The organism is Actinacidiphila glaucinigra, from assembly GCF_900188405.1.
Classification (GTDB): Bacteria; Actinomycetota; Actinomycetes; order Streptomycetales; family Streptomycetaceae; genus Actinacidiphila; species Actinacidiphila glaucinigra.
In genome coordinates this window covers 82,054-105,265 of the sequence record NZ_FZOF01000022.1, presented here as the reverse complement: position 1 = coordinate 105,265, position 23,212 = coordinate 82,054, and the positions used below count along the sequence as shown (strand labels likewise).

28 protein-coding genes and 1 tRNA gene are annotated in these 23,212 nt (G+C 73.0%); 16 read left to right on the top strand and 13 right to left on the bottom strand.

Going from position 1 to position 23,212, the window contains the following annotated elements; translation table 11 throughout:
* Positions 1-32 precede the first annotated feature (32 nt).
* The gene (locus CHF15_RS31820; RefSeq protein WP_089227364.1) at positions 33-848 is read right to left on the bottom strand and encodes an SAM-dependent methyltransferase; all 816 of its coding nucleotides are present in this window, start codon (positions 846-848) and stop codon (positions 33-35) included.
* 238 nt (positions 849-1,086) lie between these two features.
* Between CHF15_RS31820 and CHF15_RS31815 the strand changes: the two genes are divergently transcribed.
* Positions 1,087-1,374 (top strand): DUF1905 domain-containing protein, encoded by a 288-nt coding sequence (locus CHF15_RS31815; RefSeq protein WP_089227363.1) that lies wholly within the window; start codon positions 1,087-1,089, stop codon positions 1,372-1,374.
* 28 nt (positions 1,375-1,402) lie between these two features.
* On the opposite strand, the gene CHF15_RS31810 is transcribed toward CHF15_RS31815, so the two are convergent.
* Entirely contained in the window at positions 1,403-1,759 is a 357-nt protein-coding gene (locus CHF15_RS31810; RefSeq protein ID WP_089227362.1) for a hypothetical protein, read from the bottom strand.
* Between the two features lie 522 nt (positions 1,760-2,281).
* Here CHF15_RS31810 and CHF15_RS31805 point away from each other — a divergent pair.
* Positions 2,282-3,235, top strand: coding sequence for a hypothetical protein (locus CHF15_RS31805; protein ID WP_089227361.1), 954 nt, complete (start codon positions 2,282-2,284; stop codon positions 3,233-3,235).
* 78 nt (positions 3,236-3,313) lie between these two features.
* On the opposite strand, the gene CHF15_RS31800 is transcribed toward CHF15_RS31805, so the two are convergent.
* Positions 3,314-3,388 (bottom strand) — tRNA-Trp (locus CHF15_RS31800).
* A 411-nt stretch (positions 3,389-3,799) separates the two neighbouring features.
* On the opposite strand from CHF15_RS31800, the gene CHF15_RS31795 reads away from it, so the two are divergent.
* Entirely contained in the window at positions 3,800-4,087 is a 288-nt protein-coding gene (locus CHF15_RS31795; protein WP_089227360.1) for a hypothetical protein, read from the top strand.
* Positions 4,088-4,206: 119 nt separating this feature from the next.
* Here the strand turns inward: CHF15_RS31795 and CHF15_RS31790 are convergent, their stop codons facing one another.
* The 4 genes from CHF15_RS31790 to CHF15_RS31775 form a co-directional block, all read right to left on the bottom strand.
* Positions 4,207-4,689, bottom strand: coding sequence for a hypothetical protein (locus CHF15_RS31790; protein ID WP_143681689.1), 483 nt, complete (start codon positions 4,687-4,689; stop codon positions 4,207-4,209).
* A 110-nt stretch (positions 4,690-4,799) separates the two neighbouring features.
* Entirely contained in the window at positions 4,800-5,522 is a 723-nt protein-coding gene (locus CHF15_RS31785) for an SMI1/KNR4 family protein (protein WP_089227358.1), read from the bottom strand.
* Positions 5,523-5,642: 120 nt separating this feature from the next.
* Complete coding sequence (locus CHF15_RS31780) at positions 5,643-6,110, bottom strand: SAM-dependent methyltransferase (RefSeq protein WP_089227357.1); 468 nt, start codon at positions 6,108-6,110, stop codon at positions 5,643-5,645.
* Positions 6,111-6,119: 9 nt separating this feature from the next.
* On the bottom strand, positions 6,120-6,800 hold the full coding sequence (locus CHF15_RS31775) for a DUF1062 domain-containing protein (RefSeq protein ID WP_089227431.1): 681 nt from the start codon (positions 6,798-6,800) through the stop codon (positions 6,120-6,122).
* A 455-nt stretch (positions 6,801-7,255) separates the two neighbouring features.
* On the opposite strand from CHF15_RS31775, the gene CHF15_RS31770 reads away from it, so the two are divergent.
* Positions 7,256-8,014: a class I SAM-dependent methyltransferase gene (locus tag CHF15_RS31770; protein WP_089227356.1), complete on the top strand. Its 759-nt coding sequence runs from the start codon at positions 7,256-7,258 to the stop codon at positions 8,012-8,014.
* 18 nt (positions 8,015-8,032) lie between these two features.
* Here CHF15_RS31770 and CHF15_RS31765 read toward each other — a convergent pair whose 3' ends face one another.
* Both CHF15_RS31765 and CHF15_RS31760 read right to left on the bottom strand, forming a co-directional pair.
* Positions 8,033-8,455, bottom strand: coding sequence for a contact-dependent growth inhibition system immunity protein (locus CHF15_RS31765; protein WP_245939141.1), 423 nt, complete (start codon positions 8,453-8,455; stop codon positions 8,033-8,035).
* A gap of 37 nt (positions 8,456-8,492) precedes the next feature.
* A complete protein-coding gene (locus CHF15_RS31760; RefSeq protein WP_143681688.1) occupies positions 8,493-8,978 on the bottom strand; it encodes a hypothetical protein in 486 nt (161 codons plus the stop codon).
* Positions 8,979-9,128: 150 nt separating this feature from the next.
* Between CHF15_RS31760 and CHF15_RS31755 the strand changes: the two genes are divergently transcribed.
* The 7 genes from CHF15_RS31755 (at position 9,129) to CHF15_RS31725 (ending at position 13,937) form a co-directional block, all read left to right on the top strand.
* A complete protein-coding gene (locus CHF15_RS31755; RefSeq protein WP_089227353.1) occupies positions 9,129-9,407 on the top strand; it encodes a DUF6510 family protein in 279 nt (92 codons plus the stop codon).
* A 78-nt stretch (positions 9,408-9,485) separates the two neighbouring features.
* Positions 9,486-9,920, top strand: coding sequence for a nuclear transport factor 2 family protein (locus tag CHF15_RS31750; RefSeq protein WP_089227352.1), 435 nt, complete (start codon positions 9,486-9,488; stop codon positions 9,918-9,920).
* Positions 9,921-10,043: 123 nt separating this feature from the next.
* Positions 10,044-11,183, top strand: coding sequence for a PP2C family protein-serine/threonine phosphatase (locus tag CHF15_RS31745; protein WP_322975711.1), 1,140 nt, complete (start codon positions 10,044-10,046; stop codon positions 11,181-11,183).
* Positions 11,184-11,288: 105 nt separating this feature from the next.
* Complete coding sequence (locus CHF15_RS31740; RefSeq protein WP_410169674.1) at positions 11,289-12,056, top strand: VanZ family protein; 768 nt, start codon at positions 11,289-11,291, stop codon at positions 12,054-12,056.
* Between the two features lie 159 nt (positions 12,057-12,215).
* The gene (locus CHF15_RS31735) at positions 12,216-12,482 is read left to right on the top strand and encodes a DUF6400 family protein (protein ID WP_089227349.1); all 267 of its coding nucleotides are present in this window, start codon (positions 12,216-12,218) and stop codon (positions 12,480-12,482) included.
* Positions 12,469-12,699: a hypothetical protein gene (locus tag CHF15_RS31730; protein ID WP_089227430.1), complete on the top strand. Its 231-nt coding sequence runs from the start codon at positions 12,469-12,471 to the stop codon at positions 12,697-12,699. The genes CHF15_RS31735 and CHF15_RS31730 overlap by 14 nt, the downstream gene beginning before the upstream one ends.
* A gap of 116 nt (positions 12,700-12,815) precedes the next feature.
* Complete coding sequence (locus CHF15_RS31725; RefSeq protein ID WP_089227348.1) at positions 12,816-13,937, top strand: baeRF3 domain-containing protein; 1,122 nt, start codon at positions 12,816-12,818, stop codon at positions 13,935-13,937.
* Between the two features lie 136 nt (positions 13,938-14,073).
* Here the strand turns inward: CHF15_RS31725 and CHF15_RS31720 are convergent, their stop codons facing one another.
* Complete coding sequence (locus CHF15_RS31720) at positions 14,074-14,517, bottom strand: SRPBCC family protein (RefSeq protein WP_089227347.1); 444 nt, start codon at positions 14,515-14,517, stop codon at positions 14,074-14,076.
* 236 nt (positions 14,518-14,753) lie between these two features.
* Between CHF15_RS31720 and CHF15_RS31715 the strand changes: the two genes are divergently transcribed.
* The 3 genes from CHF15_RS31715 to CHF15_RS31705 all read left to right on the top strand — a co-directional run bounded on the left by CHF15_RS31715 (position 14,754) and on the right by CHF15_RS31705 (position 17,600).
* Positions 14,754-16,217 (top strand): S1 family peptidase, encoded by a 1,464-nt coding sequence (locus tag CHF15_RS31715; protein WP_089227346.1) that lies wholly within the window; start codon positions 14,754-14,756, stop codon positions 16,215-16,217.
* A gap of 41 nt (positions 16,218-16,258) precedes the next feature.
* Complete coding sequence (locus CHF15_RS31710; protein ID WP_089227345.1) at positions 16,259-16,990, top strand: class I SAM-dependent methyltransferase; 732 nt, start codon at positions 16,259-16,261, stop codon at positions 16,988-16,990.
* A gap of 94 nt (positions 16,991-17,084) precedes the next feature.
* Positions 17,085-17,600, top strand: coding sequence for a mycothiol transferase (locus CHF15_RS31705; protein ID WP_089227344.1), 516 nt, complete (start codon positions 17,085-17,087; stop codon positions 17,598-17,600).
* Between the two features lie 15 nt (positions 17,601-17,615).
* On the opposite strand, the gene CHF15_RS31700 is transcribed toward CHF15_RS31705, so the two are convergent.
* The 3 genes from CHF15_RS31700 to CHF15_RS31690 all read right to left on the bottom strand — a co-directional run bounded on the left by CHF15_RS31700 (position 17,616) and on the right by CHF15_RS31690 (position 20,833).
* A complete protein-coding gene (locus tag CHF15_RS31700; protein WP_089227343.1) occupies positions 17,616-18,200 on the bottom strand; it encodes a dihydrofolate reductase family protein in 585 nt (194 codons plus the stop codon).
* Between the two features lie 78 nt (positions 18,201-18,278).
* Positions 18,279-19,778, bottom strand: coding sequence for an MFS transporter (locus tag CHF15_RS31695; RefSeq protein ID WP_089227342.1), 1,500 nt, complete (start codon positions 19,776-19,778; stop codon positions 18,279-18,281).
* A gap of 83 nt (positions 19,779-19,861) precedes the next feature.
* Positions 19,862-20,833 carry an aldo/keto reductase gene (locus CHF15_RS31690; RefSeq protein WP_089227341.1) on the bottom strand — a complete coding sequence of 324 codons (972 nt, stop codon included), beginning with the start codon at positions 20,831-20,833 and terminating at the stop codon, positions 19,862-19,864.
* Positions 20,834-21,106: 273 nt separating this feature from the next.
* On the opposite strand from CHF15_RS31690, the gene CHF15_RS31685 reads away from it, so the two are divergent.
* Both CHF15_RS31685 and CHF15_RS31680 read left to right on the top strand, forming a co-directional pair.
* Positions 21,107-21,769 (top strand): peptidoglycan-binding domain-containing protein, encoded by a 663-nt coding sequence (locus tag CHF15_RS31685; RefSeq protein ID WP_089227340.1) that lies wholly within the window; start codon positions 21,107-21,109, stop codon positions 21,767-21,769.
* Positions 21,770-21,843: 74 nt separating this feature from the next.
* Positions 21,844-23,130, top strand: a complete 1,287-nt coding sequence (locus CHF15_RS31680; RefSeq protein WP_089227339.1) for a PP2C family protein-serine/threonine phosphatase — start codon at positions 21,844-21,846, stop codon at positions 23,128-23,130.
* Positions 23,131-23,212 lie beyond the last annotated feature (82 nt).

The window sequence follows — 23,212 nt, the reverse complement described above, 5'->3', positions numbered from 1 at the left end:
CCGGCCTACCGGCCCCGGGACCCCCGAGGTGATCAGGCCTTGCGGCCGACCCCGCCGAACTCGATCCACTCCTGGGTTGCCTGACGGGGCGCCAGGTCGGTGTCGGGACGCCAGGTGGACACCTCCACCAGCCCAGGCTCCAGGATCTGCAGTCCGTCGAGGAAGCCGTGGACGTCGCTCTCCTGGCGGACCCGGCCCCAGTTGCCCTGGGTGCTGGCGTCCATGAACTCGGTGACGAAGTCGCGCACCGACTTGTCCTCGCTGACCAGCTGGCAGACGACCAGGAAGCTGCCCGGGGCCAGCCGCTCCGCGACGCGCCTGACGAGAGCCGCCGGGTCGTCCTCGTCGGGGATGCAGTGCATCACCGAGACGAACAGCGCGGCGACCGGCCGGCTGAAGTCGATCAGCCGCTCCACCTCGGGGTGGCCGAAGATGCCGTCGGTGTCACGGAAGTCGGCCTGGATGACGGCCGTGTTCTCGTTCTCCTCCAGCAGCGCACGGCCGTGCGCCAGCACGATCGGGTCGTTGTCGACGTAGACGACGCGCGAGGCCGGGTCGACGCGCTGGGCGACCTGGTGGACGTTGTCCTGCGTCGGCAGGCCTGACCCGTGGTCCAGGAACTGGCGTATGCCGTACTCGCGGGCGAGCACGCCCACGACGCGCTGCAGGAACCTGCGGTTGTTGACGGCGAGTTCCTTGGTGCTCGGGACGACCTTGAGCAGCTCCTCGGAGGCCTCGCGGTCGATGGCGTAGTTGTCCTTGCCCCCGAGCAGGAAGTCGTACATCCGGGCGACGCTGGGAATCCCGGTGTCGATCGCGGTTGGCAGCGGCTCTCGCTCCTGGCTCATCCGGTCCCTCACAGTCCTGCCCACGCCCTGGACGCGGGGTGATCGCGGAAGCCCCATTCTAGGCTCAAGTCACGTTGTCGCCCTGCGGTTTCACCCATGGGAAGTGAATTGATCGCCAACCAGTTTGACTCCTGAAACCCCATCAGTCACCACGGAAACGGACCTATCCCCCACCCCTCCGGGGGCCGTCGGTACGCTGAGGCGGTCTTGCCGCCCCTCCAGGAACAGGACGGACCCCATGGAGCTCGTCTTCGCCGGCCGCGTGATCGAGTGGCGCGGACCCTCGCCGTACTACTTCGCGACCGTGCCGGACGAGGAGTCCGCCCACATCCGCGAGGTGGCCGCGGCGGTCACCTACGGCTGGGGCGTCATCCCCGTCGAGGCCCGCATCGGCGACACCGCCTTCACCACGTCGCTCTTCCCCAAGGACGGCTGTTATCTGCTGCCGCTGAAGGGCGCCGTGCGACGACCCCAGGGCATCACGGCCGGGGACGACGTGACCGTGGAGCTCACGGTCCGGCTCTGAGCCCGGGGGCGGCGGCACACCGCGCGGTTCATCGGCCCGATTGCCCGCGGGCCGCCTCCAGGAACGCCGGCCGCGGCCCGCGCACGCGGTCGTGCGACGACACCTCGACGTGGGCGTACTCGCGCCACAGCACCCGGTCGACCGCCGTCCCGTACGCCCGGGCGCGCCGGTAGAGGTCCGCCGGGAAGACGACCGCGATCATCCGCTCACACACCCACGTCCGGTCGATCAGCCCCAGGGCCGCGGCCCGCCACTCCGCCGTCGCGGCGGTCTCCCAGTCGCCTCCGGTGCCCTCCCGCTGCTCGGCGAGGCGCACCCCCTGCTGCGCCAGGCCGGTGAACTCCCCGAGCAGCGCCGGCCGTTCCGTCCTGCGGGCCGCGGCCACATCGGCCTCCGGCGCCTGATCCCGCTCCGGCCGGCCTGCCGGCCCGCGGTGATCTGGGCCAGGAAGGAGAAGCCGCCACCGAGCGCGACACCGAGAAGTGACGTCCACACCTGCGCGTCCACGGCACACACTCAACCGCATCACCACCGGCCGGCGCAGGCGGAACGCCCGAGGGTCCGGCCCTGCCCCGTGTTCCAGCAGGTCAACGGCCGCGGTGGTGGGCGTTGCGGCCCGACCGCCGTAACGATTCGGTGATCACGGACCCGAGGAAACGCGGCCAAACGACCAGCATCCGGGCGCGCCCGCCGGAAAGCCCGTTGGCGTCCGGCGGGACTGCCGGTAACTTCGCCCGTCGTCACCGCCCCTCGGGGGCGGGAGGCCGGCGCCACGGGCGCCCGCGCGTACCCCTCACCTGTGACGTTTCCGGCCGGCCGGCAAGCGGCGGCCGCTGTGAGGTGTGCCGCGGCGCATGTGCGGCTGTGCGGTACCGGCCTGGAAGGTGAAATGGGGAGGGAACAGAGGATGTCGGAACCTGCGGACTTCGTCACCCGCCTGCGCGCGGAGCGGCAGGACCCGGGACGAGAGGAGGCGCTGCGCCTCGACAAGGCGCGCAGACGCCGGAAGGCCGTGCTCATCGGGTGCGCCGGGGCGCTTGTCCTGACCGGCTTCGGGGTGTGGCTCGCGTCCGTGACCGGGGACCGTCCGGCGAACGAGCCGTACGCGCCCCAGGCGCTCCAGGAGGACATGTGGCCCGACGAGTGGCCCGCGACGGTCCGCCTCCCCTTCCGTGGTTCGCCCGCCGCAGCGTGGGAGGACGGTGCGGCCGGCGTCGTGGCCCCGAAGGCCGAGGCCGCCGGCGACCACAGCGTGACCGAGGTGGCCGCCGCGCTGCGCCACAGCAGGGAGTTCCTGCTCGAGTCCAACGTGACGCCCGAACCGCTCGCGGGAGGCCGGCCGTCGGCCGCGATGGACCTCCTCGACCCGCGCGATCCCGGAACCGCGGCACTTGAGGCCGCGCTGCAGCACCCCGACGAGAAGCACAGCCCGCTGGACGTCTTCACCCGCTTCGACCCGGACGAGGAGGCGGTCGTCAAGGGCGCGGTGAAGTCGCGGGGGACGATGACCTACGAGGTCGCCCCGTCCGGGGAGCTCCTGGTGCACGCCGACTACACCTTCGTGTACGCGGTCACGAAGAACCACGGCGGCTGGGAGATCGTCCCGGGGGCGCCGGAAGCCGCCCGCGTCATCGTCCGACGCGAGGTGACCCTCACCCCGAGCCACGGCCGGCTGGCCCTGCGCGGGAGCGAGCGGCTCGTCGTCAACGCCGACTGCGGGGCGCCGGAGGACGGTTACGTCCACCCGCTCTACCACGCGGCGGCCGCCAAGGCGCCGAAGGGGACGTCACTGGACCCCTACGCGAAGGGCAAGGCCATCGACGACATCCCGACCGGGTGCGTGACGGCCACCCGCACCTGATCGCGCTCCCCCACGGGACGAGCCCCGTCCGCGGTGCGGACGGGGCTCGCGTGCGGCCGGGGCCGCTTCCATCGTTTGCAGGGGCGACAGGATTTGAACCTGCGGCATGCGGGTTTGGAGTCCGCTGCTCTGGCCGGACTGAGCTACACCCCTTCGGTGGCTTCACCTTGGCACGTGGGGTGGTGGAGCGGCCACGTGTTTTCCGCGCGATGGTTCCGAGTGCGGCTTCCGGTCCGCCTGGGACCCGTCCCCCGGTCGCGGGCCGACCGCGAAGCACGTCCGACGGCGGCCTGTGCGCGTGGGCTTGGACTCGCTCGGGTGTGGGGTCACACTTGCCCCTGTGGAGGAGGCCATCCCGCTCGGCCGAGGCGATGTGCACTGGGTGTTCCCGGAGTTGGAGACCACCGATGCGGTGGCGGAGGCGCTGGCCGACGCCGATGCGCGGGTCTCCCGGCTGGCCGGGCACCTCGGCGTCCGGGCCGGCCGCACCGGAAGCGGCCTGGAGTACCTCAGGCTTGAGGGCCATGTGCTCGCGGGGTCTTCGGCTGCGCCGAGCTGCCCGAGGTGTCCTTCCACGCACGGCTGTACTTCCCGCGGCGCTGCCTCTGGGATCTGCGCTGGGGCCCGCCATGGGACGTCGAGGCGGAGGTCAGGGTGCCGTGCGACCGCGAAAAGGACTGCGGCGGGCACACCCTCGCCGTGAGCGAGCGCTCCTACGACACTCCCGCCGACTCGGCGCGCGGCTTGGCGGAGGCCACGACGTGGCTGCTCGCGCAGGCGGTCAGCAGGCCGCCGTACGCGTGGCGCTCCCTCGACCCCGGGTGCGGGTGCCTTCCCGGCCTGGTGGATTGAGACGACAGGCTCGACGCCGCGGCCGCGCCCATCAGCATCTCGCCCCATCGGTTCCGGCCGGTGTCCCGCCCGGTCTCCGGTGGTGTGCGTCCTGGCGTACGGGCGCCGGGGCTCCCGGCCTATTCGTGGTCGCGCCTCTGCTCCCGGTCCCGCTCCCCGAGTCGCCTGACGCGCCAGGCGGGCAACGGGCGGTGGGCCTCCGTCATGAGGAAGTCCATCATGTCGATCAGCATGTGCCGAACGTCCGGGACGGGGACGACCAGGTCCTGCCACTGGCGGTAGTTGGCGTGGAGGCGGACACCGTCCTCGGAGAGGCGTTCCAGGAAGCAGCTTTCCACGCCCAGTCGCGCCTCGTCGCCGGCTTCGACCCTGAGCCATTGCAGAAGGACGGCGGACACCGCCCAGCCCGGCGCGCACTGGGCGACGATCTCCTCCGCCGCCGAGTGCAGTGCCTGGGGCGTGCCGTCGGGGCCCCTGATGACGGTCCTGGCGAAGGTGGGGGCGGCCGGATGCACGGCACCGTCTTCGCCTCTGTCGACAGCGGGGATTTCCTCCAGTCCGAAGACCCAGGTCTCTCTCCCATGACGCTTCGATCGGTCCATCTGCACGATGATGTCAGGCTGGGCTCGGGCACCGCCCACCAGAATGCCGGAGGACCCCGCGCATGATCGTGTCGCGGGTTCGAGGCGAACCGCCGGGCTCTCCGCGCGAGCTACGTGCTCCAAGGCGGAGCCGAGGGGGAACCGGCACCGGCGGTCCCCTCTCCCCGGGCTTCCCTCTCGCACCGCTCGAGCCATGCGAGGTACCAGGTGCGGAAGGTGTGGCGGTTGCCCGACGCATCGACGTACGGCTCGAAGGGCGGGTTGCCCGCGCACTCCCGATCCCGGAGCTCCCCGCGGTGCGGGCCGACGACGATCAGCCAGCCGGTCATCCCGCAACCGTTGTCACTGATGAGGATCGCGCCCCGCACGCGTTCCGCCCGCCAGACCTCGTGCCCGGATTCGCCGAAGACCCGGCGGAAGTCCTCCAGGTAGTCGTCGTCCTCGTCACGGGTGGTGGGCTCGTACCCGGCAGCGCGGAGAGTCTCCATCTGCCGCCCGGGCCACTCGTCGGTCTCGACGAACGGCCCGCTCGGGTCGAGCGGGATGGGGCCGTCCCCGTCCCAGAACCACCCCCACCGCCCGTCGACCCGGCGCAGCGTCGTCAGCTCGATCTCGGGTCCGGGACCGCCGGAACCGACCTCCGCCAGGAACGTGCGGTACTCCTCGGGGAGCTCGACACCGTACTGGGCCTCGACGTCGGCGATCTCGGCGGCCGTCAGGACAGGCTCGAAGACCGGGTACGGGGAGGTCCCCCAGCCGCGTGCTCGACGCTCGGCCTCCTTCACCGCGATCACACGTTCCCGGACTCCCGACCAGCCCGTGTGCGTGTGCATGACTGCTCCTTCCCACGGCGAGCGCCGACGGTAGTCCAGGCCACCGGCGACGAAGCATCGCCGGTGGCGGGCGCTCTCCCTTCAGGTTCGTCCGAGCGGCGATCGCCATGCCGTCGCGTCCTACGGCTGGAAGTACTCCGACATCAGACGGCTGACCCATTCCGGCTGCCTGACGTCGAGCGGGCGGAACTCCTGCATCGTCGGCTTCAGGTCGATGACCGGGGTGCCCGAGACCGCGTCGAGGCCCACCACCGTCAGTTCGCGGCCGTGGACGGACTCGATGGCGCAGGACGTCACCCCGATGCGGTTCGGCCTGCGGGGGCCGCGGCCGGCGAAGACTCCGACGGGCGGAAGGTCCGAACGGCCCCGGTAGGGGCGGGGTTCGCGGTGGTCGTCGTGTTCCGGGAACCTGTCGAAGACGAAGATGACCTCCACGTGGGAGAAGCCCTCCAGTCCCTGGAGGCAGGCGTCGCCGAAGCGCTCGTCGATGGTGATCGTGCTGCGGACGGCACCCCAGTTGTCCGTGTTCTGGACGTCCGTCCTGTCGTTCCGGACCGTGCCTATCGCTGTGATCTCGAAACTCGCCATGTCCGGAGGCTATCCCCGCCGCGCCCGCGCGGAGGCGCTCGTCACCGCCGGCGCGGCAGGTGACGGCGGCGGTGTGGTGACGACGTGGAAGGTGAAGTCCTCGCGTGCCTTCGCGTCGACGGCCATGGGCAGCCGCAGCCGCCCGGACGCGGCCATGCCCCGCACGGCGGACCGGCTCAGGCCGAACCCGGTCATCAGCAGCCTCTCGACCCGCACGGGCGCGGGGAGTTCGAATCGGACGACGACCTCGAGCGGCACCGGCCGTTCGGGGTCGGGCCGGTGGAACGGCATGTCGGTCTCCAGCTCCCATGTGCCGCTCCAGTCGAGCCGGTACGAGGCCCTGCCCGCCGGCGCCCCGTCCACCGTCAGTTGCCGCACCATGGCCGGGTCGTTGTTCTCGAACATCAGCAGCCGTTCGCTCTCGAGCGCCTGCACGTGGATGCGCTCGTGGACGGGGATCTTCGACGTGCGGCCGCACAGCGCGCAGCCGATCAGCAGCCAGACGTCGAGGAGTTTGCCGCTGGCGTTCACGCGGATCTTCCCGGTGGGACGGTGACGCGTGGACCTGCACGAGACGCATGCTCTGACGATGGCGGGCAGACCCAGTTCGCGGATCACCCACAGTGCCTTCCGGTCGACGTCGAATCCGCCGCAGTCGACGGGCACACGGCTGCCAAGGGATTGGTTCATGGTTTCGGCGAACTCCAGGGCTTGCGCGGGAGGCAGCACGCATCGCCGTACGGCGCCGTGGGATGCCTTCCGGGATCAGTGGCGTACGGCCGGCGCCGCGGAGCGGAGCACACCGGCCGGCACGACGTGGCGGAGCACGTCGCGTGAAGGAAGCCCGCAGCCCGCGCCGATCACGCGGTGCGGGCTTCGAGCGGTACGGCGGAGCGGGACGGGGAGTGACTCGAACCCGTCTTCATTCCGCGCATGCGCCACTGGTCACAGATCCATGCCGCAGATGATGTGCAACGGCTGGGTGGTCGGGCAACAGGTTTTCCGGGAGTCCGGGGGACGGCCACCACAAGCCCCGTCCGGGCACGCCCTCTTGTGGGGCGAGGCAGCGGCACCTACCGTCCCGATGTGTCGAATCGACGCATCAGGACGCCGCTTGCGGTCGCCCGGCCGGCACGGGAGAGGCCATGAGGACGATCGACTACGACAAGGAGCAGTACCGGGACTACGCGCGCGGCCGGGCGCTCTCCGAGCGCCAACTGCGCGTGTGGCTGGACGCCTTCGCGGCGGTGCTGCCCGAGCGGCGGCCGCTGGCGGGGCTGGACGTCGGCTCGGGGACCGGCAGGTTCACCCCCGCGCTGGCACGGGAGCTCGGGCCGGTCATCGGCGTCGAGCCGTCGGTCAGGATGCGCGAGGTCGCGCAGACGCGGTCCGGGCACCCCGGGGTGCGGTATCTGGCGGGCGGCGCCGAGGAGATACCGGTGCCCTCCGACAGCGCCGACTACGCGCTGCTGTTCCTCTCCTGGCACCACGTCCAGGACAAGCCCCGGGCGGCCCGGGAGCTGGCCAGGGTGCTCAGGCCCGGCGGGCGGCTGCTGCTGCGCGCGAATTTCAGCGACCACCACCCCCGCCCGTGGTGGCTGGAGCACTTCCCCCGGGGATACGAGGTGGACGCCTCGATCTTCCAGCCGCTGCACGAGGTCATCGCGATGTTCACCTCGGCCGGCTGGAAGGTCGTGGACTACGGCACGGTCACCGAGCCGTCCCCGGGCACCCGCGGCGACATGCTGGAACGGCTGCGCCTGCGCACCCTCTCGTTCTTCGCTCAGCTCGGCCCCGAGGAGGTGGAAGCCGGCTTCCGCCGCCTGGAGGAGGCTGTCGCCGCGGATCCCGACGCGCCGGCGCCCGTGTTCGCCGAGCCGCTGCTCACGTTCGAACTGCGCTGACGAAGGGGCGGGGCACGGTCACGGGTGACGCCCTGCGTCGGCGTCCTGGGGAGCCAGGAAACGATCGGCCTTTTGTTGCAGGTCAGGGGGTAGACCCGTCAGCCCCGAGATGATCGCGCGAAGCTCCCGGCCGAGTTCGGGGAACCCGGCCAAGACCGCCGGGTTCGCGGTGAGGACCGCGGACAGCAGATCCCCTTCGTACATGTGCCCCTCCGCCATCGGATTCTCCCGGAGCACCTCCAGTGCACGTGGCAGAAGGTAGGGCAGACCGATGTCCTGCCCGATCAGCAAGCGCATGTCCTCGACGGCCAGCTCGCCGATCGGCCGATGCCGCAAGGCGAGTGCGGTGGCGATGAGGCGGGTGTCGTCGGCCGACGGAGCCGGCCATTGTTCGCGTTCGAGCTCGTGGAGGGAGCGGTCACGATGCATGGGGTGCGTCATCGATCGATTGTCCTACGGCCTGCTTCCGAACGCGGTCTCATGTGTCCATCAGACGATCGCTCACGGAGACGTCCGGGTACACCCGAATGCTCAGGCTCCCTTCGTGTCCCCCCAACTCGAAGTGCACCACTATGTACTTCTCCCGGACACCGTCCTCGATCCGGATCCCGCGCGCGCCCTCCCGGTAGACGCTGAGAATCTCGTCGTCGTCGCGCAGCCAGCGGACCATGAACGAGCCGAGGATGACGTCGTACGAGAAGCAGAGGACGTCGTGCTCGTCGACCACGAGCTCAAGGACCTCCACGTGTTCGCAGCCCTCCTCCGGCACGGGCGCGACGCCGAACACTTCGCGGAAACAGGCGGCTTCGGGGACGTGGAAGCCGCTGCTCCCCCGCGGGGCAGGGGGCGGTTCCGGTGCACGGCCCCGCCGCGGGAGGGGGCCGACCTCCTCGACGTGGTTCACCGGGGCGGCGTCGTGCACAGGCGTCGTGTCGTGGGGATCCGGAGCAGCGGTGCGGGCCATGGGGACATGATCCCAATGCCGGGAAACCCGCACGCCACCGGCTGTGCCGGGGCCGTACGGCGGGTGGGCGGACCGCGTGCGCGGGCGGGGTGGGCGTCGGCTGCGTAGGGTGGGTGGCGCCGGGGACGGCCGGGCCGACGGGAGGCTGGGATGAGCGCACAGGGCACGGACGCGTACACCGACGGCAACGCGCTGGCCGGACCGCTCCGGGAGATCTTCGCGGTGGACATGACGGCCGCCGTGGGCCGCTGCGTGGGCTGCGGACTCACCGGGCCGGTCGCCTCGCTGCGCGTGTACGACCACGCTCCCGGTCTGGTGGCGCGCTGTCCCGGCTGCGACACCGTGATCATGCGGCTGGTCCGTGGGCCTTCCGCCGCGTGGCTCGATCTGCGGGGCTCGGTGGGCATGCGCATCCCGCTGCCGGATTGACGCCTTCGGCCGGTTCCCGGCGCGGTTGACCGCCGCACGTGTCTTGGCTCTTCGCGCCGTGTGCCCAACACTGTGCCGATGACGACGCGAGCGGAGTGGGAGACCCTGCTGGACCGGCTGGCCGTGGACGAGCTGATCAGCGGCTACGGGGCGGCCGTCGACGACGGCGACTGGACGGCGTACGTCGCGCTCTTCACCCCGGACGGCCGGGCCGACTACACCTCCGCGGGCGGCATCGCCGGTCCCGCCACCGAGATCGCCGACTGGCTCGCCTCGACGATGCGGCTGTTCCCCGTGCGCCAGCACCTGATCGTCAACCGCCGGATCACCCTCGAGCCCCCCTCGGCCGTGGCGCTGGCCGACTACGTCAACCCCATGCGGCTGGACGACCCGGGGACGAAGACGACGGCCCCCAACTTCGTGTGCGGCGGCCGTTACACGTTCGGCCTGCGGCACACCGGGACGGGCTGGCGCATCCAGGAGGTGCTGGTCCGGGAGAAGTGGCGCTCCTGAGGCGCGGAACCCCACCGGCGGGCAGGGCCAGGGGCGCGGGTGTATCCAGGAGTAATGGATGTGGCACGGCGCCTGGGGCAGTGGGGGCGGTCGTGGCGGCCCGGGCATCTCCTGGTGGCTGCCATGATCATGCTGATCCTGGTGGTCACCGCCGTCGACATCATGGCGCCGCCCGACGTCCATCTGGGACCGTTCCTGGTCGCCGCCCCCGCGATCACCGCGTCGTTCGCCGGTGCCAGGACGACGGCGATCGTCGGCGGGGTCGCGGTGGCCGCGCAGATCCTCGTGGCGGGGGTGCGCACGACGCCCCTGGACCTCAACCACTCGGCGCAGATCGCCACCCTGGCCCTGATGTCGGTGCTGGCGACCTTCTTCGCCCATCTGCGCGTCAAGCACCAGCGGCAGGTGACCCGGCTGCGTTCGGTGGCCGAGACCGCGCAGCGGGTGCTGCTGCGGCCCATCCCCCGGCGCATCGGACCGCTGTGCGTCGCCTCGGTCTACCTCGCCGCGGAGGCGGAGGCGCAGATCGGCGGGGACCTGTACGCGGCGGTGCGGACGGACGGCGGCACCCGGGTGATCGTGGGCGACGTCCGCGGCAAGGGCATGGAGGCGGTGAACGAGGCCGCGCTGACCCTGGGCGCCTTCCGTGCCGTGGCCCACCGGCAGGCGGAGCTGCCGGCCCTGGTCCTGTGGCTGGAGCGGGCCCTGTCGTCGGAGCTCACCGATCCCGCCGCGGAGGCCGGACGGGCCGAGGACGAGGCCGAGTCGTTCGTCACCGCCGTCGTCGCCGACATACCGGACGACAAGCCGGTGGTCCACCTCGTCACCTGCGGTCATCCCCCGCCGCTGGTACTGCACGACGGCCGGGTGACCTCGCTGGACATGCCCGCGCCCGCGCCGCCGCTGGGGCTGACGCAGTTCGTCGGCGGGGCCGGCGAGGAGCCCACGGTGCGGACGTTCCCCTTCGGGCCGGGCGACACCCTGCTGCTGTACACCGACGGGGTCGTCGAGGCACGTGACGCGTCCGGCGCGTTCTACCCGCTGACCGGCCGGCTGGCCGGACAGCCGGCCGGTGATCCCGAGGCTCTGGTGGACCGCCTGTGCGCCGATCTCCTCGCCCACGTGGGCGGCTGCCTCGACGACGACGCGGCCGTCCTGGCGATCAGCCGGCTGCCCGCCCTGGTGCCGGCCGCCGGCCGCGCGGGCGGTGGTCCGCCCGCGGCACCCCCGCCGCCTTCCGGGCGGGCGGCGCCCCCGAGTTGACCGGCACCGCACGGCGGTCGATGGCATCGCGGGGGGCGCTTGGGGTATCCGGTCTGTGACACGGGGAGACCACGACCGGAACAGACCAAGAGGAGGGGGTAGTCCGTGGCTCGATCGGCGGTGCGCGGGCGTACGGCGGAAGGATCGGGAGAGGGCCGGCGGTCACCGCTGGCCGCGCTTGCCCGGTGGGCGGCGATGGCGCTGGCGTTCGTGGCGATGGTCGCGTTCGGGGCGGTGCTGGCCCGGGCGACACTGGCGCCGTCGTACGCCTCGGAGGGGCTCGCGCACGCGAATCTGCAGCCGGGTGCCTCACTGCGGCAGTACTACGAGCGCTACACGGTGGCGGGCGCCGTGCGGCAGGTCGGGGGGAACGTGCTGCTGGGCATGCCCTTCGGCGTGCTGCTCCCGGTGCTGGCGCCCAAGGCGCGCGGGGCGCTGCGCGTGGTGGTGACGACCGGGCTGGTGATGATCCTCGTGGAACTGGCGCAGGGGGCGGTGGTGCAGGGCCGTGCCTTCGACGTCGATGACGTGATCATGAACACCGCCGGTGCCCTGCTGGGCTACCTGCTCTTCGGGCGCCGCCTGGGCCGTGCCGTGCACGACGTCCGCCCGGCGGGCCCCGCAGAGGACCCGGCCCCGGCGGCGAAGCCCGCGGCCGGCACCAGGACGTCGAGGATCACCAAGGCGTTCCGGGGTCGCGGGAGCGGCGCGGCCGGGAAGACCAGCACGGCGGGGAAGACCGGGAAGTCCGCGGCAGCCGGGAAGGGCGCCCGGAAGGGGGCCGCGAAGGGCGCCAAGGCCGCGGAGCCGGGCCCTCGCAGGTCGTTCCCGTCCTTCGGGACGGTCCGCCGCAAGGCCGCCCGGCGCTCCTGAGCGGGGTCCGGCTCCCTGGCGCTCCGCCGCTGGTACGTCCCTGACCAGCGGCGGAGCCGCATGGAGTTCGTCACATCGGGGCGGGAAAAGCTTTCCCCAGGGCACGACACTTTGTTACACAGAGTGGATTCATCCCCGATTGCCCCGGGAGCGGGCGACATGAACGACGACGACACCCCGGACCGCCTCCACGCGTTCGAGCTGGACTTCACCGACCACGAGACCCGCCGCCGGGCCGAGGTCCTCGCCGCCCTCGGCGACGACTGGGACCCGGTGGCCGTGCTTCGCGGGGAGGACGCGGCCTACCGGCTGCTCTACTCCGGCCTCGACGAGGAGCAGGAAGCGGTGTACCGCACGCTCGTGGCCGCCGGTGTGCTGCCGCCCCGTGAGGCGACCGGGGAGGACGACGGTGCTGCTTCCGATTGATCCGACGGCCGACCCGGGCCGCCGGGCGTGGGTCCCCTGCCCGCGCTGCGCGGACCACCGCGAGTGCGCCACCTGCGCCGCGGGCCGCAACTGCCCCGACCACTGGCGCTACTTGCTGTCGAACAAGGGACCCGTGCTGCATCTGCAGTGCCCCGGCTGCACCCACATGTGGGCCTGGGACTCCGGCTTCGGCGCGCACCACCGCAACGGCGCCTGAACGTCACGCCGCCCGGGCCGTCCCCGAAAGGCGGCGGCCCGGCTGGTGTGCGAGGCTCGGGGTGTGGGCTGCCCCCGTCCGCGGGGCGCAACCGCGGACCCCTCAGGGAGGCGATCATGGAAACCGATGCCCTGACGGTCGGCACCCTGCGAGAACTGCGCGCGACCAGGCCTTATCCGGCGGTGTCGCTGACCATGCCGACGCACCGGCGCCAACCGGACAACGCCCAGGACGCCGTACGGCTGCGCAATCTTCTCGCCGAGGCCGAGCGCCGGATCGAGCACGATCCCGAGGCGTCCCGCCGGGCCCGGATGGCCATCAAAACTCAGCTCAAGGCGGCCGCCGCCGAGGTCGACCTGCGCTACTCGCTGGACGGGCTCGTGATGTACGCCACGGAACGGGACCACCAGATCTGGACCCTGCCCCGGGCCGTCCCCGAGCGCGTGGTGCTCAGCGACAGCTTCCTCACCCGCAATCTGGTCGCCGCGAAGGCCAGGGCCCGCCCGTACTGGGTGCTCACGGTGGCGGCCGACCGGGCCACGCTGTGGGGCGGCAGCGGCCAGTCGCTGCACCCGCAGGACGCCCGGGGCTTCCCGCTGGAGCCTGATCCCGTGCAGTGGGACCCCGAGCGTCAGGAGCAGGTCGGGGACCACCCGAGCACCTTCCGGGACGAGGAGACGCGGCGGTTCCTGAGGTCCGTCGACAGCGCGCTCGCCGTGCTCCTGGCCGCCGACGACCGGCCGCTGTACCTGGTCGGCCTGCCGGACGCGGTCGCCCTGCTCAAGGAGGTCGGCACCGCCGCAGACGCCGCGGTGGCCGTCGTGCACAAGGGCGGCCTGGCGAACGGCCCCGCGCCGGCGCTGCTCCAGGAACTCGCCCCGGCGCAGAAGGAGTTCGCGGAGCGGGAGGCGGAACGCATCGGCCGCAGGCTGGTGGACGCCCGCGGCCGCAGGATCTTCGCGGCCGGGCTGGACGAGGTGTGGGAGTCGGTGTGCGAGGGCCGCGCCGAACTCGTCGTGGTCGAGGAGGACTTCCAGCGCGCGGTGCGCCTGAGCGACGGTCATCTCACGCCGGTCGACGGTGACGCGCCGGAGGCGGGCGGCTTCGAGGAGGGCATCCGCGAGGACATCGTGGACGAGCTGGTGGAGACCGCACTCGACAAGGGCGCCGAGGTCCGCTTCGTGGCGCCGGACAGCCTCGTGGAGCACGACCGGATCGCGGCGGTGCTCCGCTACTGATCCGCCGCGCCTACTGATCCGCCGGGCCGCCGTCCGGCCTCGGCGAGCGCAACCCCCGAGTACGTCACCCGGGTCCGCTGTCGGCGGCGGGCCCGGGTGACCTGTGCCGCGACGGCGGCACGGGCCGGCGGCCGGGTCAGGAGGCCTCGACGGCGGCCTTGATCCGCTGGCCGAACGCCGGTGCGTCCTTGCGTGCGGCGCTCAGCGCGAGTCCCACCAGCAGCTTCCCGAGACCGTGCCCTTCCAGGTGGTTGAAGATCCGCACCCTGGTGGTGGTCTCGGAGACCGGCTCCAGGTCGTAACCGCCCTCGGCGGTGACCAGGTTCTTCGACTGCTCGGTCCAGCGGATCCGGTTGGGCGGGTCGAACTCGGTGATCCGGAACTCCCGGTGGGACTTCATCCCGGCGTCCTTCACGATGCTGGTGAACACCGTGCCGACCGCGGTCGGGGCGTCCGGCGTCCGCAGGATCTCCTGCACCCTGGGGCTGAACTTCGGGTCGTTGCGCCCGTCCGCGAGGAAGGCGAAGACCTCCGCCACGGGACGGCCGACCTCGACGACCGCCTCGAACTGACCGCCCATGTCGCTCCTCGATGCCTCGCTGGATCGCCGGGTCCGGCGCCCCGGCCACCATAGAGCGCTTCACCGCCCCGGGCACCCGGGAGCGTTCCGCATCTTCGGCGCGAGCGGTGAGCACTGCGGCTCCCGCGCACGTATGGAAGGCCGGGTCCCCGCTCGGGACCCGCGGCAGCTCATGCCGGTGACCTGCAGGTACATAAGCGGATATTGGGGGCACGGTGAGGCGCAAACGGCGTCAGGTGCAGCGCGCGCTGCGACTCGTGGCCGTCGCGGGAGTCGTCTGCGGCGGAGTCATGATGTCGCAGGCCTTCGGGGCGGCCCCCGACGGCACGCAGCCCAGGAGCGGCAGCCGGGTGCTGGACGCACCCGACGGCGCGCGGGGCCCGGCGGACGCGGCGGGCCTCGCCAGAGACCTGGCGGCGCGACTCGGCGACGCCCGCACCGGCGGCAGCTGGGTGGACGACGAGGGCCGCCCGGTGGTCGCCGTGACCGACGAGGACACCGCGGCCGAGGTCGCCCGGGCGGGCGCCCGGGCGGAGGTCGTCCGCTACAGCATGCGTGACCTGCAGGACGCGGCCGGCGAGCTGCGGGAGGCCCCGCGCGTGCCCGGCACGGCCTGGTCGGTGGACCCGGTCTCCAACGAGGTCCTCGTGCTGGCCGACAGCACGGTCTCCGCGCAGGAGTGGGCACGGCTGCAGTCCGTCGCGGACGGCATCGGCGCGCAGGTGCGCATGGAGCGCACCGAGGCCGCCTTCACGACCAGGACCGCGGGGGCGGCGCCGATCCTGACCCGGGGCAGCCGCTGTTCCGCCGGCTTCAACGTCACCAACGGCACGACCGACTTCATCCTGACGGCCGGTCACTGCGGGCCGCCGGGCACCGGCTGGTTCGCCGACAACCAGGGGACCAAGCCCGTCGGCACCACCGTCTCGACCTCGTTCCCCGGCGGCGACTTCTCGCTCGTGCAGTACCAGAACGACGGCTCGGACCACAGCAGCGTCGTCGGGGTCGGCTCCGGCCGCGTGGTCCGCATCACGGGCGCGGCCGACCCGTTCGTGGGTCAGGAGGTCTTCCGCAGCGGCAGCACCTCGGGGCTGCACTCCGGTCAGGTCACCGGACTGAACGCGACGGTCAACTACCCCGAGGGCGCGGTCAGCGGTCTCATACAGACCACCGTGTGCGCCGAGCCCGGTGACAGCGGCGGCCCCCTGTTCGCCCAGGGCTTCGCGCTGGGGATCACCTCGGGCGGCAGCGGCGACTGCACCGCCGGCGGCATCACCTTCTTCCAGCCGGTGAGCACGGCGATGGCCGCGCTCGGTGTGAGCCTGCCGCGCGCCACGGACGGCGGCGACGCCGCGACGCCGGCCGCCGGCGGCGAAACGCCGGGTACGCCGTCCGCCAGCGCGGGTGCGCCCACCCGTGAGGCGGGCGGCGGCGCGGGAGGCGGTTCGGGCGGCTCCGGGACCGGCCAGGGCGGGCAGCAGGCGGCGCCTGGGGTGCCCGGCGCCCCGACGGCTCCGGGCGGCGCGCCGGTCTACCCGGGCACCGCGAGCGATCCGACGTCCCTGGGCGCGATCGGCAGCGGCGGCGGCATCGGCCCCGGTCTGCTGATCGTCGCCGTGAGCTGCCTCGCGTTCCTGGCCACGCGGTGGATCCGCCCCGCCGCGGGCGCCGGGGCCTACGGCTCGGGAGGCTGGGACTGACCGGTCGTCGCCGGAGGGCCGGGGCGGAGGATCATGGACGTATGACCGGTTCACCTCGCGCCCGCTCCTTCGACCGTGCCGCCGGACGGTACGCCGCGAACCGCCCCTCCTACCCGCCCGCCCTCCTCGACGCCGTCGAGGAGCTGGCGGGGCGCCCGCTGAGCGGTGCCCTGGTCGCCGACGTGGGCGCCGGGACGGGCATCGCCACCGCGCTGCTGCACGACCGCGGCGCCCGGGTCGTGGCCGTGGAGCCCGGCGACGGCATGGCCGCGGAGCTGCGCCGCAACCTGCCGGACGTCGCCCTGGTCCGCGGGGACGGCGACCGGCTGCCGCTGGCCTCCGGCGCCTTCGACTTCGTCACGTACGCCCAGGCGTGGCACTGGACCGATCCCCGGCGGTCGGTGCCGGAGGCCCTGCGGGTGCTGCGGCCGGGCGGCGCGTTCGCCCTGTGGCGCAACGACCCCGACATCTCGGTGCCGTGGATCGCCGCCGAGCAGACGCGGCTGCGCGGCTTCTTCGCGGCGCTGTCCCACCCCCGCGCGGGGCGGCTGCCGGACGGGCCGGGGTTCACCGAGCTCCGGGTGCCGTGGTCGCGGCGGGTGCCCGTCGAGGTGCACCTGGCGAACATCGGCACCCAGTCGGCGTTCCTGGTGAGCGGCGAGGAGCGCTCCCGGGCCTTCCTCGCCGCCGAACGGGAGCACCTGGCCCGGCAGTTCCCCGACGGCATGGTGGACGAGCACTACGTCGTGGCCCTGGTCCTGGCGATCCGCTGACGCACGGCGGGGCCGGGTGCCGGGTGCTCTGGTGGCCGCGGCGGGGCGGCACGCCTAGCGTGGGCGGAGTGGCACAGGAACCGAGGGAGCACGCATGAAGAGCGCAGATCTCCTCGCCGACGCCTTCGGCAGGATCCGGGAGGCCGTGCACGAGGCCGTCGAGGGCATCGCCCCGGAAGGCCTGCACGCGCGGCCCGACCGGGGGGCCAACTCGATCGCCTGGCTGATCTGGCACCTGACGCGCATTCAGGACGACCATGTGGCCGGCGTCGCGGGCACCGAGCAGCTGTGGACCGGCGACGGCTGGGCCGACCGCTTCGGCCTGCCATTCGCGCCGTACGACACCGGGTACGGCCACCGTCCCAAGGACGTCGCCGCGCTGCGCGTCGAGTCGGGCGAGCTGCTGACCGGGTATCACGACGCGGTGTGCGACCGCACCCTGGGCTATCTGTCGACGCTGCGCGAGGCGGACTTCCCGCGCGTCGTCGACACCAGCTGGGATCCGCCGGTGACGCTGGCGGTGCGGCTGGTCAGCGTCGTCTCGGACGATCTGCAGCACGCGGGGCAGGCCGCGTTCCTGCGCGGCTGCGTGGAACGCGGCGCGCTCTAACGGCCCGGCCGCGCATCAGCGGCGCACGTCGGCCTGGGCCTCGGCGCGCTCGTACTGGAGCAGCACGACCCCGTTGCCGAAGGTCCGGGTCCCGGTGCGCCGGAGCGCGGTGAGGGTGCCGGCGTCCGGGAAGGGCGTCCTGCCCCGGCCCAGCAGGACGGGGTGGACGTAGATCCGGAACTCGTCGACCAGGCCCAGCCGCAGGAAGGAGGCGGCGAGGTCGGCCCCGCCGAGCACCAGGTCGCCGCCGGGCCGGGCCTTGAGTTCCCGGACCTCCTCGGCGACGACGTCGCGCACGATCGTGGTGTTCCAGTCGGCCCGCTCCAGCGTCCGCGAGTACACGTACTTCGGCATGTCGCGCCAGATCCCGGCGAACTCGGCCACGGCGGGGCTGCTCTGCGGGTCGGCGTCGGCCGTCGGCCAGTAGGCGGCCATGAGCTCATGGCCGACGCGGCCGCTGAGGAAGCCGCCCATCGCCTTCAGCCCCTCGTTCATGTGGAGGTGCAGCTCCTCGTCCACGAGGTGCCAGTCGATCTCGCGGTCGGGGCCCTCGAAGTAGCCGTCGAGGGACACCGACATCTGCATGATGATCTTTCGCACTGCGGTCCTCACCCTGGGTTGCCCGGGTTGCCCACGACCCACCGGACGATACCCGCCCCGGGGGCGCCGGCGAAGCGGTCAGGAGCGCGCGCCGGCGGTGCCGGAGGTCCCCGCCGGTTCCTCGACGGCGCTGAGCGGGGCTGCCAGCGACTCCAGGCTGCGCCGCTCGGCCCGGACGCCGATGGCCGCCTCGACCAGCCCCGCCAGCGTCATCAGGGTCGCGCCGAGGCAGAAGGCGAGGGTGGTGTCGGCGGGCTCGCCGCTGCCGACCAGGCCGTTGAAGAGCAGGGGGCCGGTGATGCCGCCGAGGGCGGTGCCGACGGCGTAGAAGAAGGCGATGCACAGCGCCCGGGTCTCCAGCGGGAAGATCTCGCTGACCGTCAGATAGGCGGCGCTGGCGCCCGCGGAGGCGAGGAACAGCACCGCGGTCCAGCAGGCCGTCATCGTCACCGCGCTCAGGGCGCCCTGCTGGAACAGATAGGCCGTGCCGAACAGGAGCAGCCCGGAGCCCACGTAGCTGCCGGTGATCATCGGCTTGCGGCCCACGGAGTCGAAGAGGTGGCCGAGCAGCAGCGGGCCGAGGAAGTTGCCGACCGCGATGACGGCGAAGTAGTAGCCCGTCTCGCCTTTCGGCACGTCGAAGAAGGTGGTGAGGATGACCGCGTAGCCGAAGGTGACGGAGTTGTAGAGGAAGGCCTGGCCGGAGAAGAGCGCGAGGCCGAGCAGGGTGCGGCGCGGGTACGCGCGGGTGACGGTGCGGGCGATGGTCAGGAAGCCCAGTTCGCCGCGGGGGCGGATGAGGATGCTCTCGCCCGGCTCCGGCAGGGGCTTGCCGCTCTCCTCGGCGACCGTGCGCTCCACGTCCGCGACGAGGCGTTCGGCCTCCTCGGCCCGGCCGTGGGTGAACAACCAGCGCGGGCTCTCCGGCACATGGCGGCGCACCAGCAGGATGACCAGCCCCAGGACGACGCCGATGCCGAAGGCGAGCCGCCAGCCGACGTCGCCGGCGAACAGCGAGGTGTCCAGCAGGGCGATGGACGCGAACGCGCCCGCGGCGGCGCCGATCCAGAAGCTGCCGTTGATGATCAGGTCGATCCGGCCGCGCACCCGGGCCGGAATCAGCTCGTCGATCGCCGAGTTGATGGCGGCGTACTCGCCGCCGATGCCGAACCCGGTGAAGAAGCGGCACAGGATGAAGAACCAGGCGGTCCACGACACCGCGGTGACGGCCGTGGCCGCGAGATAGACGGCCAGGGTCACCATGAACAGCTTCTTGCGGCCGAGCCGGTCGGTCAGCCTGCCGAAGAACAGCGCGCCCAGGCACGCCCCCGCGACGTACACGGCGGCCGCCAGCGTGGTGACCTGGGCGGTGCTGATGTCAATGCCGCTGCCCTGCTCGGCGAGCCGGCCCGCCATGTTGCCGACGATGGTGACCTCGAGGCCGTCGAGGATCCACACGGTGCCGAGACCGATCACGATGCGCCAGTGCCAGCGGGTCCACGGCAGCCGGTCCAGGCGGGCCGGGACATCGGTCCGCAACGCCCCCGGCGGGTCGGCGTGAGCCGTCGACGCTGACATGGCCACCTCCGTGAACGATCCGTTCTGTCCGGAAGCGCGCCTTCCCGCAAGGGGGGCGTTCATGCTGCGGGCGGCCGGGCCGGTCAGCCGTAGAAGTTGCGCTCCCAGCGGTGCCCGGCCAGCACGGCGAGTTGTTCCGGCGTCAGGGGGCGTCCGTCGCTCAGCGCGGTGTTCCGCTCGACGTTGCGCACCGACCGCATGCCGGGGATGACGGTGGAGACCGCGGGGGCGCTCAGCACGAACCGCAGGGCGGTCTCCGCCATGTCGTCCCGCTCGATGCCGAGGTCGGCGACGACGGCGTCCACGTGCCGCTCCACCTGCGCGGGCCGGTCGTCGCGGAAGTAGCGGTTGCGGAAGTCGCCTTCGGGGAAGTCGGTCCCGGCGGTGATCCGGCCGGTGAGGCCGCCCTCGTCGAGGGCCACCCGGACGATGACGCCGACGCCGTGCTCCTGGCAGGCGGGCAGCAGCGCGTCGGCCGGCGCCTGGTCGAAGACGTTGTAGATCACCTGCACCGTGTCCACGAGGCCGCTGCGGACCAGGGCGAGGGCGTTGTCCGGCTCGTGGTCGTTGACGGACACGCCGAAGAGCCGGATCTTGCCCTGCTTCTTGAGGTCGGCGACGGTCTCCGCCCAGTCCCCGCGGCGGACCCACTCGTCGCTCCAGACGTGGAACTGGAGGACGTCGAAGTGGTCGAGGCCGCTCGCCCGCAGGCTGGTGTCGAGGCTCTCGCGGATGTGGTCGCCGGGGAACGCCTCGGCGGGGTCGACACCGTCGGGCGCGGGCCACAGCCGGTTCTTCGGCGGCACTTTGGTGGCCACGAGGACCTCCTCGCCGGCGCGGGCGCGTTCGCGGACGACCCGTCCGACGATGCGCTCGCTCTCGCCGTAGCCGCGGGCGGTGTCGATGAGGTTCACCCCGAGGTCGACGGCCCGGTTCAGGGCGCGTACGGACTCGTCCTCGGTGGCGCCCACCCACGCGGACTCGCCGATCCCCCAGGCTCCGTAGCCGATCTCCGACACCCGCAGCCCGCTGCGTCCCAGGTCCCGGTAGCGCACAGTCGTCCTCCACTTGGTGCCGTCAGCCGCGGAGCGGTCTCCGCAGCACGACGATAGGCGACCGGCCCCCCACGAGGTCGGCAGGGTCCCCGCCCGGTCGCCGCCGGAGACCGGGCGCATACCCCAACACAACCCTTCCCGCGACGAGTTCGGCGATTCCGGGCCTTCGCCCACCGGCGGGTCCTAGCGTGGTCGGCCCGTAACGGATGACGGGGGGAGAACAGGGGGACCGCTGTGCCGAACCCGTCCGGCGGAGGACCGTCACGGCGCCGCATGATCGAGCCGACGCGCATCATCCCCGCGCGGGAGGCATCCGGGGGGCCGGACGAGCCGTGGGAGGACTCCCTCGACCTGTTCCGCCCGGCCGGCGGTTCCACCGGGCCCACCCCGCCCCGGGACGGCGGCCCCGACACCCAGCCGCTGCCGCGCACCGCACCGCCCCCACGACGGCCCGCACCACCGCGTGCGGACCCCCGGGCCGGGGCCCGGACGGAACGGCCGCCGCGGCGCCCCCCGCGTACCACGCGCGCCCTGCGCGTCGCGGTGCTGACCGGCACCGGCGGGGCCGCCGGATTCGCGCTCGCGCTGGCCCTGTTCGCCCCCGGCGTCCTCCACCCCCGCGCGCCGCAGGGCGCCGCACCCGCCGCTCCCGGCGCGCCCACGGCCACGGCTCCCGGCTCCCCCGGCGCGGGCACGATCGGCGGGGTGCTCCGCCGGGGCGACACCGGACCGGCCGTCAGCGAACTGCAGGCCCGGCTCCTGCGGATCCCGGACGTGTACGCGGGCGGCGCGGTCGACGGCCGCTTCGACGGGCGCCTCGCGGCGGCCGTCGCCCGCTTCCAGGTCTGGTACGGCGTCCGCGGCGACGAGAGCGGCGAGTACGGCGACGCCACGCGCCGCGACCTGGAGTCCCGTACCTCGCTCGCCGCGGGCTGAGCGCCGGCGGCCCGGCCGGGGTCCGCCCGCCGCGCGAACAGGTGAGGACACCGGGCGCCTTATAGATTGGTGGGGTGGCCCTGCCCGAGCGGGGGGACGACGAGCAGCACACCGCGGCGGCACCGCGGATCGACTACGCGGCGCTCTTCGCGGCGACGCCCAGCCCGTACCTGGTACTGGACGCGGCGCTCGTCATCGTGAGCGTCAACCGGGCGTACCTGGAGGCGACCCGGCGCACCCGGGACGACCTGGTCGGGCAGTACATCTTCGACGCGTTCCCCGACAACCCCGCCGACCCGCTGGCCGACGGGGTGCGCAACCTCAGCGCCTCCCTGCAACGGGTGCTGGCCTCCCGCGAGCCCGACACGATGGCGGCGCAGCGCTACGACATCCCGCTGGTGGCCGAGCCGGGGAGGTTCGAGGAGCGCTGGTGGAGCCCGATCAACACGCCCGTCCTCGGGCCGGACGGCACGGTGGCGTGGATCATCCACCGGGTCGAGGACGTGACGGCGTTCGTCCAGGCCCGCAGGCACCGGCACGGGCTGCAGGGCTCCGAGCTGAGCGAGCGGGAGCAGGCGATGGAGGCCGAGATGTACGCGCGGGCCCGGGAACTGCAGCGCCTCAACGACCAACTGCGCGAGGCCCACGCCCGCGAACGGAAGGTCGCCCTGACGCTGCAGGAGGCCATGCTGCACTCCCCGGACCTGGTCCAGCACGAGGACATCGCGGTGCGCTACCTGCCGGCGGCGGGCTCGCTGAACGTGTGCGGCGACTGGTACGACGTGGTCAACCTCTCGCCGGGCTGCTACGCGGTGGCGGTCGGCGACGTCGTGGGCCACGGTCTGGAGGCCGCCAGCGTGATGGGGATGCTGCGCAGCGCGCTGAGCGCGGCGATGCGCACCGTCGACGGGCCCGCCAAGGCCCTGGAGGTCGTCGGCCAGTACGCCCGCTGTGTGGAAGGCGCCCTCGCCACCACGGCCTTCAGCGCGCTGATCGACAAGGAGCGGCACACGGTCAGCTACAGCAGCGCCGGGCATCCGCCGCCCGTTTTGCTCCATGGCGACGGCCGCTGCGAACTGCTGGACCAGGCGACCGACCCGCCCCTGGGGGCCCGTCCCGCCCACGTCCCCCGACCGCAGGCGGCCGTCTCCTACCGGCCGGGGGACACGCTGGTGCTCTACACCGACGGGCTGATCGAGCGCCGCGGTGAGGACATCTACACGGGCCTGGCCCGGTTGACCTCGGCGCTCGCCGAGAAGCCCCGGCTCGGCGCGGAACCGCTCGCGGACGCCCTGCTGACCCGGCTCGGCGTCACCGGGGGCGCGGCGGACGACATCGCGCTGGTCACCGTGCGCCTGTGAGGCGCGGACCGGTCAGGACGGCGCGGTGGCCGGGCGGTGCCGCCCGGCCTACGGTGATCTGGAGGGGTCCGGCGTGTCGTGG